The organism is Nocardia sp. NPDC001965 (assembly GCF_053594175.1).
In genome coordinates, this window is sequence record NZ_JBSFDZ010000025.1 from 45,930 (window position 1) to 61,735 (window position 15,806).

General features: G+C 70.1%; 13 protein-coding genes. 7 read left to right on the forward strand and 6 right to left on the reverse strand.

The window, feature by feature from the left end:
- The first annotated feature begins 269 nt into the window (after positions 1-269).
- Entirely contained in the window at positions 270-584 is a 315-nt protein-coding gene (locus ACWCPQ_RS26745) for a hypothetical protein (RefSeq protein ID WP_449903719.1), read from the forward strand.
- A gap of 1 nt (position 585) precedes the next feature.
- On the opposite strand, the gene ACWCPQ_RS26750 is transcribed toward ACWCPQ_RS26745, so the two are convergent.
- Positions 586-1,311: a class I SAM-dependent methyltransferase gene (locus ACWCPQ_RS26750; protein ID WP_449903796.1), complete on the reverse strand. Its 726-nt coding sequence runs from the start codon at positions 1,309-1,311 to the stop codon at positions 586-588.
- A gap of 340 nt (positions 1,312-1,651) precedes the next feature.
- Between ACWCPQ_RS26750 and ACWCPQ_RS26755 the strand changes: the two genes are divergently transcribed.
- The 3 genes from ACWCPQ_RS26755 to ACWCPQ_RS26765 all read left to right on the forward strand — a co-directional run bounded on the left by ACWCPQ_RS26755 (position 1,652) and on the right by ACWCPQ_RS26765 (position 4,298).
- Positions 1,652-2,863, forward strand: coding sequence for a glycosyltransferase family 4 protein (locus ACWCPQ_RS26755; protein ID WP_449903721.1), 1,212 nt, complete (start codon positions 1,652-1,654; stop codon positions 2,861-2,863).
- 40 nt (positions 2,864-2,903) lie between these two features.
- The gene (locus tag ACWCPQ_RS26760) at positions 2,904-3,185 is read left to right on the forward strand and encodes a hypothetical protein (protein WP_449903724.1); all 282 of its coding nucleotides are present in this window, start codon (positions 2,904-2,906) and stop codon (positions 3,183-3,185) included.
- 261 nt (positions 3,186-3,446) lie between these two features.
- Positions 3,447-4,298, forward strand: coding sequence for a hypothetical protein (locus ACWCPQ_RS26765; RefSeq protein ID WP_449903726.1), 852 nt, complete (start codon positions 3,447-3,449; stop codon positions 4,296-4,298).
- Between the two features lie 21 nt (positions 4,299-4,319).
- Here the strand turns inward: ACWCPQ_RS26765 and ACWCPQ_RS26770 are convergent, their stop codons facing one another.
- Complete coding sequence (locus ACWCPQ_RS26770) at positions 4,320-6,101, reverse strand: hypothetical protein (RefSeq protein ID WP_449903728.1); 1,782 nt, start codon at positions 6,099-6,101, stop codon at positions 4,320-4,322.
- 137 nt (positions 6,102-6,238) lie between these two features.
- On the opposite strand from ACWCPQ_RS26770, the gene ACWCPQ_RS26775 reads away from it, so the two are divergent.
- Positions 6,239-7,414 (forward strand): polysaccharide biosynthesis protein, encoded by a 1,176-nt coding sequence (locus tag ACWCPQ_RS26775; RefSeq protein WP_449903798.1) that lies wholly within the window; start codon positions 6,239-6,241, stop codon positions 7,412-7,414.
- Here the strand turns inward: ACWCPQ_RS26775 and ACWCPQ_RS26780 are convergent.
- The 4 genes from ACWCPQ_RS26780 to ACWCPQ_RS26795 form a co-directional block, all read right to left on the reverse strand.
- Positions 7,371-11,573 (reverse strand): alpha-(1->3)-arabinofuranosyltransferase, encoded by a 4,203-nt coding sequence (locus ACWCPQ_RS26780; protein ID WP_449903800.1) that lies wholly within the window; start codon positions 11,571-11,573, stop codon positions 7,371-7,373. The genes ACWCPQ_RS26775 and ACWCPQ_RS26780 overlap by 44 nt on opposite strands.
- Before the next feature lie 146 nt (positions 11,574-11,719).
- Complete coding sequence (locus ACWCPQ_RS26785) at positions 11,720-11,890, reverse strand: DUF2613 domain-containing protein (protein WP_449903731.1); 171 nt, start codon at positions 11,888-11,890, stop codon at positions 11,720-11,722.
- A 164-nt stretch (positions 11,891-12,054) separates the two neighbouring features.
- The gene (locus ACWCPQ_RS26790) at positions 12,055-13,155 is read right to left on the reverse strand and encodes an isochorismate synthase (protein ID WP_449903732.1); all 1,101 of its coding nucleotides are present in this window, start codon (positions 13,153-13,155) and stop codon (positions 12,055-12,057) included.
- Positions 13,156-13,185: 30 nt separating this feature from the next.
- On the reverse strand, positions 13,186-13,698 hold the full coding sequence (locus ACWCPQ_RS26795; protein ID WP_449903734.1) for a universal stress protein: 513 nt from the start codon (positions 13,696-13,698) through the stop codon (positions 13,186-13,188).
- Between the two features lie 104 nt (positions 13,699-13,802).
- Here ACWCPQ_RS26795 and ACWCPQ_RS26800 point away from each other — a divergent pair, with 104 nt between their 5' ends.
- Positions 13,803-14,978 carry a glycoside hydrolase family 3 N-terminal domain-containing protein gene (locus ACWCPQ_RS26800; RefSeq protein WP_449903736.1) on the forward strand — a complete coding sequence of 392 codons (1,176 nt, stop codon included), beginning with the start codon at positions 13,803-13,805 and terminating at the stop codon, positions 14,976-14,978.
- Between the two features lie 159 nt (positions 14,979-15,137).
- Positions 15,138-15,770: a TetR/AcrR family transcriptional regulator gene (locus ACWCPQ_RS26805; protein ID WP_449903738.1), complete on the forward strand. Its 633-nt coding sequence runs from the start codon at positions 15,138-15,140 to the stop codon at positions 15,768-15,770.
- Positions 15,771-15,806: the final 36 nt, after the last annotated feature.

Sequence of the window (15,806 nt, forward strand, 5' to 3'; positions counted from 1 at the left end):
GTTTCTGCGCGGCGGAAACACCGGCCTGTGAAAAACTTTCGGCCTGTGCGGGTGTTGCGCTGTGCGCGAACCGAACTCGCGGATTCGTTCGTGGAATCACGCTCCCGTTCCGGATCGTCTCAGATGGCTGTCGAGCCGAAATCCGACCTCCCGGTACGTATTTCATCGAACGCACTATTGCGTTTTGTTGCTGGAAGGCGCATGATGTTAGCCAGATATCAGCTCGCTCCATTCATCGAACCGAATACCCGCGATTGGGAGAGGTGTTCATGGCGGTGCAAGTGATCGATCGGGCGTTGATGACCAGCGACCGGACCGACCATCAGGCGAAAAGCGTCGGCAGCGGCGGGTGGGTCGTTTCCTTCCTACCGGGACGGACCCTGACCACAGAGCAGGCGATAGCGGCCATACAGGCCGCCGAGGCGGTGGCGATGGTCGGCGGACTGGCCGATCTGGTGGGGCTCACCACCCTCGAAACCGTCGGGCTGGCGATTCAGGAATCCCCGTGGACTCGAGCCGAACCGGTGGTCCGCAGCGGCTGGCGCCACCGGATCGGGCGCAGCCGCGCCCAGGTGGCGCTGTAGATCAGCCGGGTTTGCTCGCGACCACCACCAGATTGCTCACCAATAGCTCCCGAATGCCGGGTACGCGCACCAGCCACCAGGCCCATCGTGGGTGGTAGCGCGGGAAGAGTACGCGAATGTGCGCGGGTGCGCGCCGCGACCAGCGCATACCGTCGGCGGCCCGGACAGCGAACAGGGAGATGCCGAACCGGTTCTTCGGCTCCTTACCGGTCCGGCGCCGATACCGGCGGGCCGCGTACTCCCCGCCGAGATAGTGCCAGGGCCCGGTCTCGTGACCCCCGAACGGGCCGAGCCAGACCGTGTAGGAGAGCACGATCATCCCACCGGGCCTGGTCACCCGCACCATCTCGTCGGCCATCCGCCAGGGATCCGGTACATGCTCGGCCACATTCGACGAAAAACAGATATCGACCGCGTCGTCACGGAACGGCAGGGCCATTCCGGAACCGCGGACCGCGGCCGGTACCGAGATACCGGCGGCGTGCATCTCCGAAGGATCGGGTTCCACCGGAATATAACGGGCACCCGCCCGAGCGAATTCGTCGGCGAAATAGCCGGGGCCGCCGCCCACGTCGAGCACAGTGGCGCCGGTGAGATCGCGGCCGGTGAGATCGGCATAGAAATCGGCGAGCATATCGGCGCTGTCGGTGGCGATACCGCCGTAGAACCGGGCGGGGTCGGTCTGCTCGAACCGGAAACTGTGCAGCAGGCGCAGCGACCGGCGCACCGTGGCCCGGCGCGCGAACCGGAAACGATTCGGCTTCGATCGGGGCGCGGCCGGACCGGCGGAGTCGTCCGGCTCGCGACGGGACCGGGCCGCGGTGACGATTCCACCGCCCGCCGCCGACGTTGTCCGGTCCACAGGAGATTCCTCGGCGTCGAGCACGATGCCGAGTCTCGCATATTGTGACAGCTGACAGATTCCGCAGCCGGGAAACCCCGGTGACCGGTCTTCGATATCGAATGGACACGCAGGTGGGCGACTTGCCGGACCCGCCCGAGCGTTAAGGTGTACCGCGATGCCCATGTCCCGTCCACGGGACCCGAGCCGACCGGAGAAGTCCCACGTGCGCGAAGTACTTCTGCTCTGCTGGCGTGATACCGGTCATCCACAGGGCGGCGGCAGCGAGCGGTACCTCGAACAGGTCGGCGCGCAACTCGCAGCCCGCGGGGTGAAGGTGACGCTGCGTACCGCCCGCTATCCGGGCGCGCCGAAGCGGGAGCGGATCGACGGTATCGATATCAGCCGGGGCGGTGGCCGGTTCTCGGTGTATCCGCGGGCGCTGGCCGCGATCGCGCTGGGCCGGGTCGGCCTCGGACCGCTGCGCGATATCCGGCCCGAAGCCGTGATCGATACGCAGAACGGGATCCCTTTCTTCGCCCGGCTGGTGTCGGGTGTGCCCTCGATCGTGCTGGTCCACCACGGGCACCGGGAGCAGTGGCCGGTGGCGGGCCGATTGGTGGGGCGGATCGGCTGGTGGATCGAATCGGTGCTCTCGCCCCGGGTGCACCGGGCCGACCAGTACCTCACCGTCTCGCTGCCCTCGGCCGAGGAGTTGGCGACGCTGGGTGTCGAACAGTCGCGGATCGCGGTGGTCCGCAACGGAGCCGAAGCGGTCCCCGCCCATGTACCCACCGGAATCGCGGCCGTGCGCTCACCCGAACCCCGGGTGGTGGTGTTGTCCCGGCTCGTTCCCCACAAACAGATCGAGGACGCGCTCACCGCGGTCGCCCGGCTGCGGACCCGGATCCCCGGAGTCCGGCTGGACGTGATCGGTGACGGCTGGTGGGCCGACAAACTGCGGGATCAGGCCGCGGCGCTCGGCATCGCCGACGCGGTGACCTTCCACGGTCACGTCGACGAGGGGCGGAAACACGAACTGCTCTCCCGCGCGTGGGTGCACGTCCTGCCCTCCCGTAAGGAGGGCTGGGGCCTGGCGGTGATCGAGGCCGCCCAGCACGGGGTACCGACCGTCGGTTACCGGTCCTCCCGCGGTCTCACCGATTCGATTGTCGACGGGGTGACCGGCGTACTCGCCGACGATGCCGATCAACTGGCCGAGATCGTCGGCGAGCTCCTGGACGACGCGGCCGCCCGCACGATCATGGGCGAGAAGGCCCGCGCCCGCGCCCGCGAGTTCTCCTGGGAGCACACCGCCGCCGGCGTGCACCGGGTGCTGGCGGCGGCCGCGGTGGGGGAGCGGGTCAGTGGACTCATCTCGCCCGGGGAAGAAACGCCGGTTGCCTCGGTGCCCGCCGAACTCACGGTAGGAGCCTGACCGAACCACCGGCGAACCGGATCGAGGAAGGCTGCCCCGGGTGACCGAGAGTCGAGTGTCGGTGGTCGCCGTCTATGAACTGGTCGGCGTGGCGTTCGAACGTGTAGCCGAGTTCAGGTTGCGCGAATCCGGAACAGTGGACTTGATCCTGAAAGAGCCCGACGGCTGCCCGACAGCACAGGAGTGGTTCGACCGCGGGCTACGAATGCGTGGGCGGTCGCGGCCGGTCACCCCGCAGGAGGGGCGGATATTCCTGGAAGCTGTGCTGCAACCACGGAGGATGAGTTACTGCGCCGTAGTCGATGAAAGCCCCGGGGAGTGAAGAGTCGGTGCACATGGCCGGGTATCTGCGAGCTCACGAATCGACGGCAGTGGATCGCTCCGACGGCGATGCCGGTCGACTACCGGTGGGATCGGTAGTAGTCAGATGAGTGGGCTCGGGCCGTGGACCGCCGTCGTCGACGACGTCGCCCTGCGTCTGGAACGCGCCACCAGTGCGGCGGCCGCGAAATACGCGCACTTACAGCACAGTCTCGGTCTCGGACTCCGCTCCTCGGCGCGAGATCTGCCCGAGGGTGAGCGAGTGGGCAGCGCGCTTTTCGACGAGCGGTCGCTGTCGCGACCGGGCGCGCGGGGTGCGATCGCGCCCAGTGACAGGTTCGGCCCGTTCACCCAGAGCCCACTCGAACGTCATGTCGGCACACGTCGACTGACGATCGACGACGAGCTGTCGGGCATGCTGCGACCGACCTCTAACGGGGTCTGGATCACCCGTGACCCAGACGGGGTGCTCTACATCTACAAACCGTCGCATCAGGAGTTCTATGGCGACAACAACTGGCTTCCGCACGAAAATGGCCAGCTGGCGATCCGAGAAGTCGCCGGCTACCGCGTGTTCGAGCGCCTCGCGCCCACCCGCGTGCCACCCAGCGCGCTGGTCGACGGCCCTCATGGGCCCGGAATGGCGCAACTGTACGTTCCGCTGAAACGGGGCAAGTCCGCGACGGCCTATCTCGAAGTCCAGCGGGCCGAAACCGCGATGGGGCACTTTCTGATCGGCAATGCCGACGGCAGCAAGGGTAATTTCCGGCCCAGACATGACGGCGACATCGAACATCATCCCGACGACGACCTGGTCGTCTACGACCTGGGCCACAGCTTTCCCGAATCGCCGGACCCACTACGCGGGAGCGGAGAAGAGTACGAGGAAGACGGTACGGACTTCGGGCTCTATTCGCCGTTCATCGACGAGTGGGCCGGTGAACAGTTCCCGCGGACTGTTCTCGACTCCGCTGACGGGATCACGCCGGACTGGATGGGCAGCGCTCTCGAAGACCTCCGATTCAGCGATGACGCCATCGACGGCGCACTCGAGCGACTGGACTACGTCCACCGCAACCGCACCATCTATCGGGATGGCCCCGCCGCGTCTTGAGCTGCACCCGGTACTCGAGCTTCAGCGCCGGGCGCGGTCGGGCGCAGCGCCGAACAGGCCGACGGCGAGCAGCGCCACGAGCGACACCCACAGGATATGCGCACCGATCACGAATGATCGGTGCACCGGGGCAGCGCGGGGCGTCACACCATGGACCTGGTAGAGCACCAGATCGCCGGTGCTGTGCACCGGCCGCAGCTGAGCCAGGGTCGCCGCGGAGTTCCCGAGCGGGCCCGGCGTATCCCGTTCGACGAGGACCCAGCCGACCCCGAGCTGGGCCAGCCGGTCCGCCGGACCGCCTTCGAGAAGCAGATCCTCCACGATCTGCGCGCGAGCGCCTTCGCCGGTCACCGTCAGATCGTGGACCGGCAAGGCGCCGGTCTGCAGGACATCGCGCGGCAGCATCCGGGGTGCCGGGTCCAGGACCGGGGCGGTACCGCTGTAGGGAAAGCGCCGGAACATTCCACCGGGCAGGACCGCGATATCGCCGGGTCCGTCGACCCGCTCGGCGATCTCTTGCCAGGAATCGGGATAACGGACCGCTCGCAGCTGTCCGCCGACGCCCCAGCCCAGGTCGAGCAAGGGCAGAGTGAGGGCGCCGATGAGCAGCGCGGCCAGTGCCGGTGACCAGCGTGCCGGATCGGTGGCGGTCGCGGTCTCCGAGGTGGCCGGGTCGTCGCCTGCGCTGTTCCGGGTGCGGCCGGTCCGCCCGAGGCACGCGGCGGCCGCGCAGAGGGCGTAGCCGGGTGTGGCCAGTGCGACGAATTTCTGGGTGTCGCGCAGCAGTCCCGCGCCGGGTACTTCGACGACCAGCCACTTCATAGCGGTCAGCCCGGCCGGGGTCGCGGCGAGCGCCGGGCCGAGTACGGCCGCGCCGGCCAGCGCGACCAGGACTCGGCGGGCGCGGGTGCGGTCGGGATCGCCGTCCGCCGCCACCACCCGCCGGAAACCCAGTGCGACGATCACCAGCAGCAGAACCGTCGCCAGAGCGGCGATCGGCGTGGTCCGTGATACCGGTACCGCCTCGGCGTTCCAGATACCGCCCAGCCCGGCCACACTGCCCACCGTGGCGAGCCAGGGTTCCGCGCGGGCGGCGAACGCCGTGACACCGGCAGGATCGGACGGTTCGGCCGCGACCCCGGACGCAGCCGTGGCGACCAGCCACGGTGCGCTGGCAACGGCGGCGAGTGCCAGGACTCCGGCACCGCGCCGCCATCCCGCCACCAGCAGGGCGACCGTTCCGGCCAGCAGGGCGCCGGTGGGGGTGAGTCCGGCAGCCGCTAGGCAGCCGGCCAGGACGGACCAGTTCCGGACCCGCTCGAACCGGCTGCCGCCGCCGGAGCGTAGCCGCAACGCGGCCAGTGCCGTCCAGGGCAGGGCGGCGTAGCCGGCGAGCAGACTCCAATGGCCCTGCAGAAGCCGTTCCGCGATATAGGGGTTCCAGATCACGAGAGTGGTCGCGACCAGTTGCGCCACGACGGGGCCGCCGAGCAGTTCCCGGACGAGTACCGCGGCGCCGTAGCCGGCGGCCCACAGCGCGGCCAGCAGGACGACCTTCACGATGAGTCCGCCGTCGACCACCGGGGAGAGCGCGGCGAGCAGCCCGTCCTGGGGGACCGCCCGCGGGGCGGCGTCACCGAGACCGAGCGCGGCGTCGGTCGGATAGGAGCGCGGAGTGCTCACGGCATCGCGGAGCAGCAGGTATCCCGGCCGCAGCAGTGGGGCGGTGATGAGGAGGGTGAGCAGCAGGCTGTATCCGGCCGGGAGCAGTGCCGTCCACCGGCCTGCGCGTTGCGCACTCACGGCCAGTCACCCTACGTCCGGTCGGCGCGGCGGGGCGGACCGGTATCCGTGCCGAGCCGGGTGGGACACTTGCGCACGTGCAGTTCGTTCGCCGTCTCCCCGCCGTGGCGGACATGACCCTGGTGACCGCGGGGGCGATGACCGCGAATATCGCGAGCTATCTGCTGCAGCTGCTGGCCGGGCGCTGGCTCGGCGTGGCCGGTTACAGCGAATTCGCCAGTCTGCTCGCGGTGCAGCTGCTGTGCGCGGTGCCCGCGCTCGCGTTGCAGAACGTGGTGGCCCGCGAACTCGTACACGGGGCCGATATCTCCGCCCTCCGGGCGCTGCGCCTGCGGTGCGCGTTGCTGGTGGCCGCGGCGGTCGTGGTGCTGGTGCCGGTGGTGAGCGCGGTGCTCGAGGTCGGCATCGCGGCATCGGCGGCGGCACTGGGATCGGCGCCCGCGCTCGTGGTGCTGGCGGGCGAGCAGGGAGTGCTGCAGGGGGTGGGGCGTTTCCGGGGGCTGGCCGTGGTGCTCGGGGTCGCCGGTATCGCCAAAGTGCTGCCGGCGCTCGTGGTGCTGGCCTGCGGTGGCGGCGCGACCCCCGCGCTGTGGGCCGCGGCCGGCGGTATCGCCGCCGCCGCGGTGTACGCCCGGACGGTGGCGGGCCGGCCGGTACCGGCGGACGGCCCCGGGGCGGTGCCCGACGGTGCGGCGAGCGTCTCGGCCGGGCTCGCCGGGGTTTTCGCGGTGCTGCAGGCTGCGCAGGTGCAGGCGGCGTTGATGGCGCTGTCCTCGGCGGATCTCATCGTGGTCCGGATCGTGCTGGACGAAACCGACGCGAGCCGATACGCCCTGGGCACCATCGCCACCAAGATCGCGTTCTGGTTACCGCAGGCGGTCGGGGTGGTGCTGTATCCGCGGATGGCGCAGCCGGCCTCGTCGGGCTCGGCGGTCCGGTCGGCACTCGCCGTGCTGTCCGGGATCGGGGTGTTCGCGGTGGCGGGGGCGGCGGTGGCTGCACCGCTGGCCCCGCTGCTCGCGGGACAGGACTACGCGCCGATCCAGGGATTGCTGTGGTTGTTCGCGTTGCACGGCGCGATCCTGGCGGTACTCCAGGGCGCACTGCTGTCGGCCATCGCGGTGAAACGTACCGCGCTCGCCGGACTCGCCTGGGCCGGGCTGGTGCTGGAGGTGACCCTCGTGCTGACCCTGGCGAACAGCGTGACCGAGCTGATCGCGACGGTCGCGTCGGTGGCGGCGGTGACCACGACTCTCGTCGCGGCCCTGGTCATCCGTTCGGCGGCGCGTCGTCCGCTTCCGGCTCCCGCCTGATCCGCGGCAGCGCGGACAGGCCGACCGCCACCACCGCCACCAGCGCCGGGAACTGGACCCACAGCGAATCACCCATATAACCGCCCGGCATCCGCCACGGGCCGGTCGACAGCGCGGCCGCCGAGACAGCGGTACCGGTGCCCGCGATCGCCGCGAGGACGCGTCGCGGAATCCGGGGCACGAACTGTAGCGCCGCGAGACCCGTGACGGTGAGTACGGTGCCGGTGATCCCGGCGATCAGGGTCGCCGCAGCTGTCAGGCCGAGCGTCGCGAGTATCCGTGGTGACCACACGCCCGGCGCGGGTGTGGCCGGGCGGCTCCGGGATCCCCGCGGAACAGCGAGCGCGATGAGGGGTAGCAGCAGTAGCAGCCCGACACCGATGGCGAGCCGGTACCAGCTGTCGATCGGGAAGGAGACCGTGACCGGGCCGGTCGTGCCGGCCGGTAACAGCCAACCCTGCCGCCAGCCGTCGACCACGATCGGCCGGAGTTCGCGGCCGTCGGCGGTATGGGCCGACCACCCGGCGTTGGTGCTCAGCGGGAGGGCCAGCAGCCGGGCGCCGGCACCGGCGGACGGGGCCGGCGGCGGGGTGTTCACCAGACGCAATCGGTCGACGAAGAACAGTTCGGTCGGCGCGACCAGGACATCGACCTCGCCCGCCGGGAGGGAGACCGGTTGTACGGCTCCGGGTTCGGTGGCCGGGAACGCCTCGGTGTCCTGCGGCAGATCGGGACACACCTGGGCGGGAACCGGGTTGCCGGAACGTAGTTCGCCCACTGTGGCGGTGACGCTGGTGTGCACCAGCCGACCACCCACCGCGACAGTGGGTCCGCTATCGCAGCCGACGGTCACCGTGCGGTCCGCCGGGGCGGGCGGCGGATACTGCGGTCCCAGGACGCCGACCTCGGCGAGCCCGGGCGGCTGGGGCTGGTGGTAGCCGAGCGCGGTCCGGTCGAGTACGGATTCCCAGCTGCGGATGTTCAACTCGATCCGGTCGGTCACCGTGGGATGCAGATCGATCCGGGAGACCTCGTCGGGTTCCTCGAGTTCGCGGACCTGCGGACCGTCGCCCAGATTCACCGTGACGGAGGTGGGCGCGGCGGGTAGGCCGCCCAGGGACGGGGTCAGTTCGAGTCCGGTCACCAGCGTGGGTTCCGGCAGTTCGATCGTCAGGGACGGTTTGGGTCCCAGCGTGTCACGGACCGTGTCCTCGGGCGCGGTCCAGCTGGTGCGCGGATCGCCGTCGGTGGCGGCGAACGCGGAACCGCGCAGGTCGCCGACATCGGAGGCACCGCGTGCCACCGGCCGGGCCGGGTCGGTGAGCAGCGCCTCCAGCGCGGGTCCCTGTCGCGGGCGGACCATGAGCACCGGGTCGACGGTGACCGGCTCGGGAACCGAGAGGGTGCGCCCGAACGGCCCCAGCTCCTCCGGTGCCAGCGCCAGCCCTTTCGCGCAGCGGACTCGGTCGGGACTGTCGAAACATGCGCTGCGACCGGGGAATTCCTGACCGAGATCCCAGTCGGTGACGGCGGCGCCCGCCGGGGGCGGCGGCAGGACGGTCCGGTGGCGGATATCGACCGGAACCGGGGCTTCGCGCACGGTGTAGTCGTCCAGGCCCAGTTCGCTGATGCCGAACTGGCCGCCGGTGCTGCCGCGTTCGGTGCGGATCGCGGTGATCTTCACCCAGTCGGTGGAACCGACCGGCAGCGCGACCGAAACCGGTTCGCCGGGTTCGCTGATGCGGGCCGAGACACTGCCGTTGTTGGTCCGCACCTCCACCCATTTCACCGGATCGCCGATGGCGGCGGGGGTGGTGGTGAAGCGCAGCAATCCGGATCGGAACGGTTTGTCGAGATCGAGCCGGAGCCATTGGCCCAGGGCGTATTCGCCCGCATTGCTGATCCAGGCGGTCGCCGGATCGCCGTCCACCGCGGCCGCCGTCGAGTTCCCGGGGGCAGCGCCCCCGATCTGCGTGGCGTCGGCCGCCGAACCGGATGCGGTGATGGTCGCGCCGGTCCAGCCGCCCTGCACTGTTTCGGCTCCCGGGACGTCGTAGTCGGGAACCAGGTTATGGGTGCGGCGCTCGTCGCCGGGCGCGCGCAGGGCGGAGCTGTGGTTGTCGACCTTGCCGAAATCGGTTTCCCGGTTCATCGGGGTGTCGGTCACCGTGACCGGGCTCGCCGGTAGTCCCGCCGCCGCGGCGTCGGCAGCCAGCAGCGTGGGTTCGTGCGAGGTGGCGGGGTCGCGGTGCAGACGTTCCAGAACCTCCGGCCCGCCCTGCACCACCGGAACCGATTCGAGCGGAACCGTGTACGCACCCGGGAATTGTTCGGGTGCACCGGTTCCGCCGCGCACATCCGCGGGTTCGCCCGGGGCCGGTACGTCGACCCGGTAGATCTCCACCGCGGGGTAGTCGGGTCGCAGATCCGCGTCGGCCACGAAATCGTCTCGGCCGGGATCGTTTTCCACCGGTTTCCCGAACTCGGCGACCTTGTGCAGGCCCGGCGAACCCTCCACCGCGCTGTGCGCCAGCATCGGTCTGGTCGAACGGGAGGTGTCCGGATCGAGGTCGTTGCGCAACACCAGGACACCGATTCCCTGCCCGCGCAGGGCGGCGGCCAGTCCGTCGGACGGGCGACCGTCGGCGATCAGGCGCTGGACCGAATCCATCGCCCGGATGGTGCCGGGCGGATTCAACGGAACCGCGTCACGCACCGCCCACGGGGTTTCGGCCAGCGCCTGCAGCGGCTCGTCCCGGGTCAGGCCCCACACCTGACTGCCGAAGGGCGCGCCGGGTACGACCAGCGCGCGGGTATCGGCGGCATTGTCGTGTAACCAGTCCGCGGTCTGCTGCCAATAGGCGGGCACCCTGTCGTACGCGCCGCGCGGCGCGAGCTTGCCGGTCCAGGCCAGCGAACTGGACAGCGCGAGAGCCGCGAGCACCAGCAGGGCCACCGCGACCCGGCGGTCCCGGTGCGGGTTGGCGAATGCCGCGCGCCACACCTCGGGACGGACCGATGCCGGCAGCGGCACCTTGGCCAGTAGCTGGGCGATGCCCAGTACCAGCGGCAGCCGGATCAGCGGCTCCAGTTTGTGGACATTGCGCAGCGGCGCGCCACCGGAGTCGAGGAAGATCCGGATGGGTTCGGCGAACGGTCCGCCCAATTGCCCGACGTAGCCGGCGCAGATGCCGGTCAATCCGACGCAGAGAATCAGTACCAGCCGCCCACGGGAGGGCATCGACGGCAGCGCGAGCCCCGCCATCCCGACCGCGGCGACCAGGCCGGTGGCCAGCACCGCCGCGGGCTGGGTGACCAGGACCGCGCCCGCGATCCGCTCCGGGGAGACGAACGGTGTCCAGCTGTCGGTACCGCGCAGTACCTCGCCCAGCGAAGCCCACTGTGTGGTGACCCCGGACGATTCGATGTAGTCGAGAAACGGCGGGCTGACCCGGCCGAGCAGCAGCAGCGGTACCGCCCACCAGGCCACCGCCAGCGCTAGCAGCGGAATCCAGGCCAGGGTGAACCGCCACCAGGTGCGGTTGGGACGGAAACTCGCCCACCACAGCAACGCGGGCAGGAAGGCGGCCACCGTCGCCACCGCGTTCACTGCCCCCATCAGCGCCAATGCCACGGCGCTACCCGCGGGCGAGCGGGCTCCGCCGCGCCGGTGCCGGCGGTAGGCGGTGCCGAGCGCGGCGGGGGCGAGCAGGACCCACGGCGCCAGCATCATCGGCAGGGTCTCCGAGGAGATCGAGCCGACGGTGGTCAGTACCCGCGGGGAGAGGGCGAACGCGGCGGCCGCGACGACCCGCGAGCCGCGACTGCCGATCCCGAGGGTTTCACAGAGTTTGACCACGCCCCAGAAACCGGCGAGCAGCAACAGCGCCCACCAGACCCGCTGGGTGATCCAGGCGGGCAGCTGCAGGAGATCACCGAGGGCGAAGAACGCGCCGTGCGGGAAGAAATAGCCGTACGCCTGATTCTGGACTTGGCCCATCGGGGCCTGGCTGCTCCAGAGGTGGGCGGCGCGGGTGAGGAAGCCGAGCGGATTCTCGGCGAGATCGTATTTGGTGTCGGCGACAGTGAGACCGGGGGCCTGCAGGAAGGTCAGCAGGAAGGCGGCGAAAGCCGACCCGAAGAACCACCGCCGGCCCAGCTCGGCGGTGGGGGCGGCGTCGGGGACGGAGCGTGGGGCCGCGTCGGCGGGTTCGACGGGGTCGGACTGGACGGGCACCGTGGGTCAGGCGTTTACCGTCCCCGCCGGAAGGAACCGGCGGGGACGGGACGAGATCGGGCCGGGTCTCAGCGCTTGCCGTATTCGACGCTGTTCAGCAGCGAGCTGTCCGCGTTACCACTGCGGTCGACCTCGGGGCGGGTGTTCTGCTGCAGCGCGGCGGTGATGGCGAAGACCGCGATCGCGCCCAGCAGGGCGCCGCCGACCGCACTCGCGACACCGGGGACAGCAAACTTCATCGCAGCACTCCAAACTCGAAGCAGGCAGATATCTGGGCCAACCTAGCAGGCCCGGCGGGGTCGAGGTAGGCACCGTCGGGTGTTTCACCCTAACGGTTGCCGCCGGCCGGGTACCGACCGCGGTCGGCTCCCAGCCGGAGCGCACCCGCCCGGACCCGCGGTTTTCACGCTTCTCCGGGGGGTACGGGGCAATCGAGGGCGCCGAGCAGAGTGCGTAGTTTGGCGGTGGTCTCGGCGAGTTCGGCGCCCGGGTCGGAGGCCGCGACGATCCCGCCGCCGGCGTAGGCGCGCAGCTCCCGTCCGCCGGCCGCGAGTTCCGCGCTGCGGATGGCCACCACCCAGGTTCCGTCACCGTCGGCGGTGCACCAGCCGACAGCGCCACCGTAGAAACCCCGGTCCTCCTCGTGTCCGGTGATGTACTCGAGGGCGTCCGCGGTCGGGGTCCCGCACACCGCGGGGGTCGGGTGCAGCAGCAGGGCCAGTTCGAGCGCACTGGGGGCCGGTTCCCGTAGCACCCCGTGGATCGGGGTGCCCAGATGCCAGACATCGTGGGTTGCGACGAGCCGTGGCCGCTCGGGGACCGACAGGCCGGTGCAGACCGGGGCCAGCCGTTCGGCGATCCAGTCCACGACGAACGCGTGTTCGGCGTGGTTCTTCGCGCTCGCCACCAGCAGATCCGCCTGCGCCGTATCGGCCGCCGGGTCCGCGAGCCGGGGCAGGGTGCCGGCCAGCGGGTACAACTCCACCGCTGTGCCGCGGCGATGGACCAGTAGCTCCGGGCTCGCGCCGAGCAGTATCGCACCGGGGTGCCCGGCGGGCGTGAGATCGACTGCGAAGACATTCGCGCGCGGATGCCGGATCAGCAGGTATCCGGCGACCACCTCGGGGTCCAGGGCGCCTTCGGCCGCCACGCGCACCGACCGGGCGGCCACCACCTTGCGCAGCCGGGCACCGGGCTCGTTCAGCAGGTCCACCAGCCGGGCCACCCGCGCGCGGTGTTCGGCCGGCTCCGGAGTCCGGTCGACGATCCGGACGGCCGGCAGTTCCGGGAGGGCGGCGGGCCGCCACGACCCCACCGTGTCGATCAGCTCGTCCGGTTCCACCAGCGCGGCCGCCTTGCGCGGGTCGAACGGCAGGGCTCCGGCGATCGCCGTCGCGGAGCCGTCACGGAGCGCCGCGGCGGCCTGCCACGGATCGTGGTGCACGGCGCGTACCCCGGTGCCGCGCACCACGCTGTCGGGTCGAGCCAGCAGGAACCCGGTCATATGCCGACCGTAGTCCGGTTCGCGGTGCCGCTATCTCGCGGCGTGATCGCTGTGCCCGTTCGGCCGGTCACCGGCGCGCTGCACCGGCGGTACCAGGAAAACCGGGCGGTGGCAGTGTTTGAGCACCGCGTCGGCGACACTGCTGTGCACCAGCGCCCGCAATCCGGTGGCGCCGCGGGTGCCGGCCACGATGATGTCGACGTCGAGTTCGTCGGCGACCTCGACGACCGCCTGCCAGGCACTCGCGGCGTACTCCTGCGTCCGTGCCTCGGCGTTCAGTCCCGCCAGTCCCGCCAGGTGCACGCCCTCGTCGTTGATGGCGCGGGCGGTGGTGTAGGCGATGTCCTCGAGTTCCTCGTCGGGCACCCATTCCGGTTGCACCATGCCGGAGATCCCGGAGATACGCGCCGCCTGACGGACCATCGGCTCCCAGGCGGTGACGACCACCGCGCGGTCGGCGGCGAGGAAACGTCCGGCGTATTCGATCGCGCGTTTGGCGTGTTCGGAACCGTCGTAGGCGATGAGCATCAGATCGCAGGGCATAACGACTCCTCCGGAGCGGAATCCTGACCGGTGTTACCAGATTACCTCCGCGCGGTTGCCGAGCCGAGGTTTCACGGCCGCGGTGCGCGGACTACCTTCGAACGATGCGGAAGATACCTTTCGTCCTGCTCGCGGTGTTCGCCGTGGCCCTCACCGGCTGTTCCGGCGGTGACGGCGGCGGCTCCGGTGCCACGACCACCGCGAACCCGGGTGGCGCCACCGCCCCCGGGGTCGCGGCCAGTGGTGAGGCCGGGCCCACGACCGAGGGCGACTGCGCCGCCGACTACCTGGGCCGGTTCACCACTCGCGAGAAGCTCGCGCAGCTGATCACCGTGGGGGTGACCGGTACCGACGACGCGCTCGCGGTGGTTCGCGACCATCAGGTCGGCGGAATCTTCGTCGGCAGCTGGACCGATCAGTCGATGCTCACCGACGGCGGGCTCACGCAGGTGACGGCAGCGGCGAAAACGCCGCTCATGGTGACCACCGACGAGGAGGGCGGTCGGGTGTCGCGCCTCGGGAACCTCATCGGGACCGCCCCGTCGGCCCGGGAGACCGCGCAGACCATGACGCCCGACGAGTTCTACACCGCGACACTGGACCGGGCGCGGGCCATGCAGGACCTGGGGATCACGGTGGATTTCGCCCCCGATATCGATGTGAGCTCCCAGCCCGACGATTCGGTGATCGGTGACCGTTCGTTCTCCGACGATCCGGCGGAGGTGACCCGGTACGCCGACGCCTATATCCGCGCCATGCACGAAGTCGGTCTGGGTACCGTCCTCAAACATTTCCCGGGCCACGGGTCCAGCACCGGCGATTCCCATCTGGGGGCCGTGACCGTCCCGCCGCTGTCGGAGCTGAGCGACAGCGATCTGGTGCCGTTCCGCGAACTGATCGATTCGGGTTCGGCGGTGATGGTCGGTCATCTCGATGTCCCCGGGCTGACGACTCCCGGTGTCCCGGCCAGTATCAGCCCGGAGGTGATGAACCTGCTGCGCGAAGGCTCCGGGTACGGGGCCGCTCCGTTCGACGGCGTGATCTTCACCGATGATCTGAGCGGAATGGCCGCGATCACCGAGCGGTTGTCCATCGAGCAGGCTGTGGAGGCCGCCCTGGTGGCGGGTGCGGACAATGCGCTGTGGATCAGTACCGACGCCGTCGGCCAGGTCCTCGATCAGCTGGAACAGGCGGTGGCCGCCGGCCGGTTGCCGATGGAACGGGTGGACGCCTCCGTCCTGCGGATGGCCGATTACAAGCGGATACCGCGCGCCTGCTGAGCGGGCGGTATCGAGCCGGCGGGGGCCGGCCGACGATGGATACGGGCTTCCGGCCGTCCACCGGAACATCACCGGCGTGCGTGCATCGCCGCCGGTGGTTCCGGTCCTCAGGAACTTACTTCGGAGTAATATAAAGGGTTCACTCGGCTAGGAGACGTGATGGCGGGCGGTACGAAAAGGCTTCCGAGAGCGGTGCGCGAGCAGCAGATGCTCGATGCCGCGGTCGAGGTCTTCTCGCGCAAGGGCTTCCACGAGACCTCCATGGACGCGATCGCCGCCGAAGCCGAGATCTCCAAGCCGATGCTGTATCTGTACTACGGCTCCAAGGACGAACTCTTCCGGGCCTGTATCCAGCGCGAGGGCCTGCGCTTCCTCGAATCCGTCGCACCCGCCGGCAACCCACTGCTCAGTCCGCACGAACAATTGCGCACCGCACTCGAGGGTTTCCTCGGCTTCGTCGACACCCATCGCAATTCCTGGCAGGTCCTGTACCGCCAGGCACTCGGGCAGCAGGCCTTCGCATCGGAGATCGAGAATGCTCGGGAACGGGTTATCGAGCTGACCGCCAAACTGCTGGAGTCCAGCGCCAAACATGCCGACCCGGGTACCAACTTCGATATCGTCGCCGTCGCCGTGATCGGCGCGGGGGAGGCCATCGCCGATTCGGTGGCCGACGGCCGCATAGATGTGGCCGAGGCCGTGGACCTCCTCGACGCACTGGCGTGGCGCGGGTTGTCGGGTCGCAAGCCCGACGAGGCCGAGGATGCCGAACCGGTGGAATCGCCCGAATAGCACGGCCGGTGGAATCGCCCGAACAGGACGGATTGC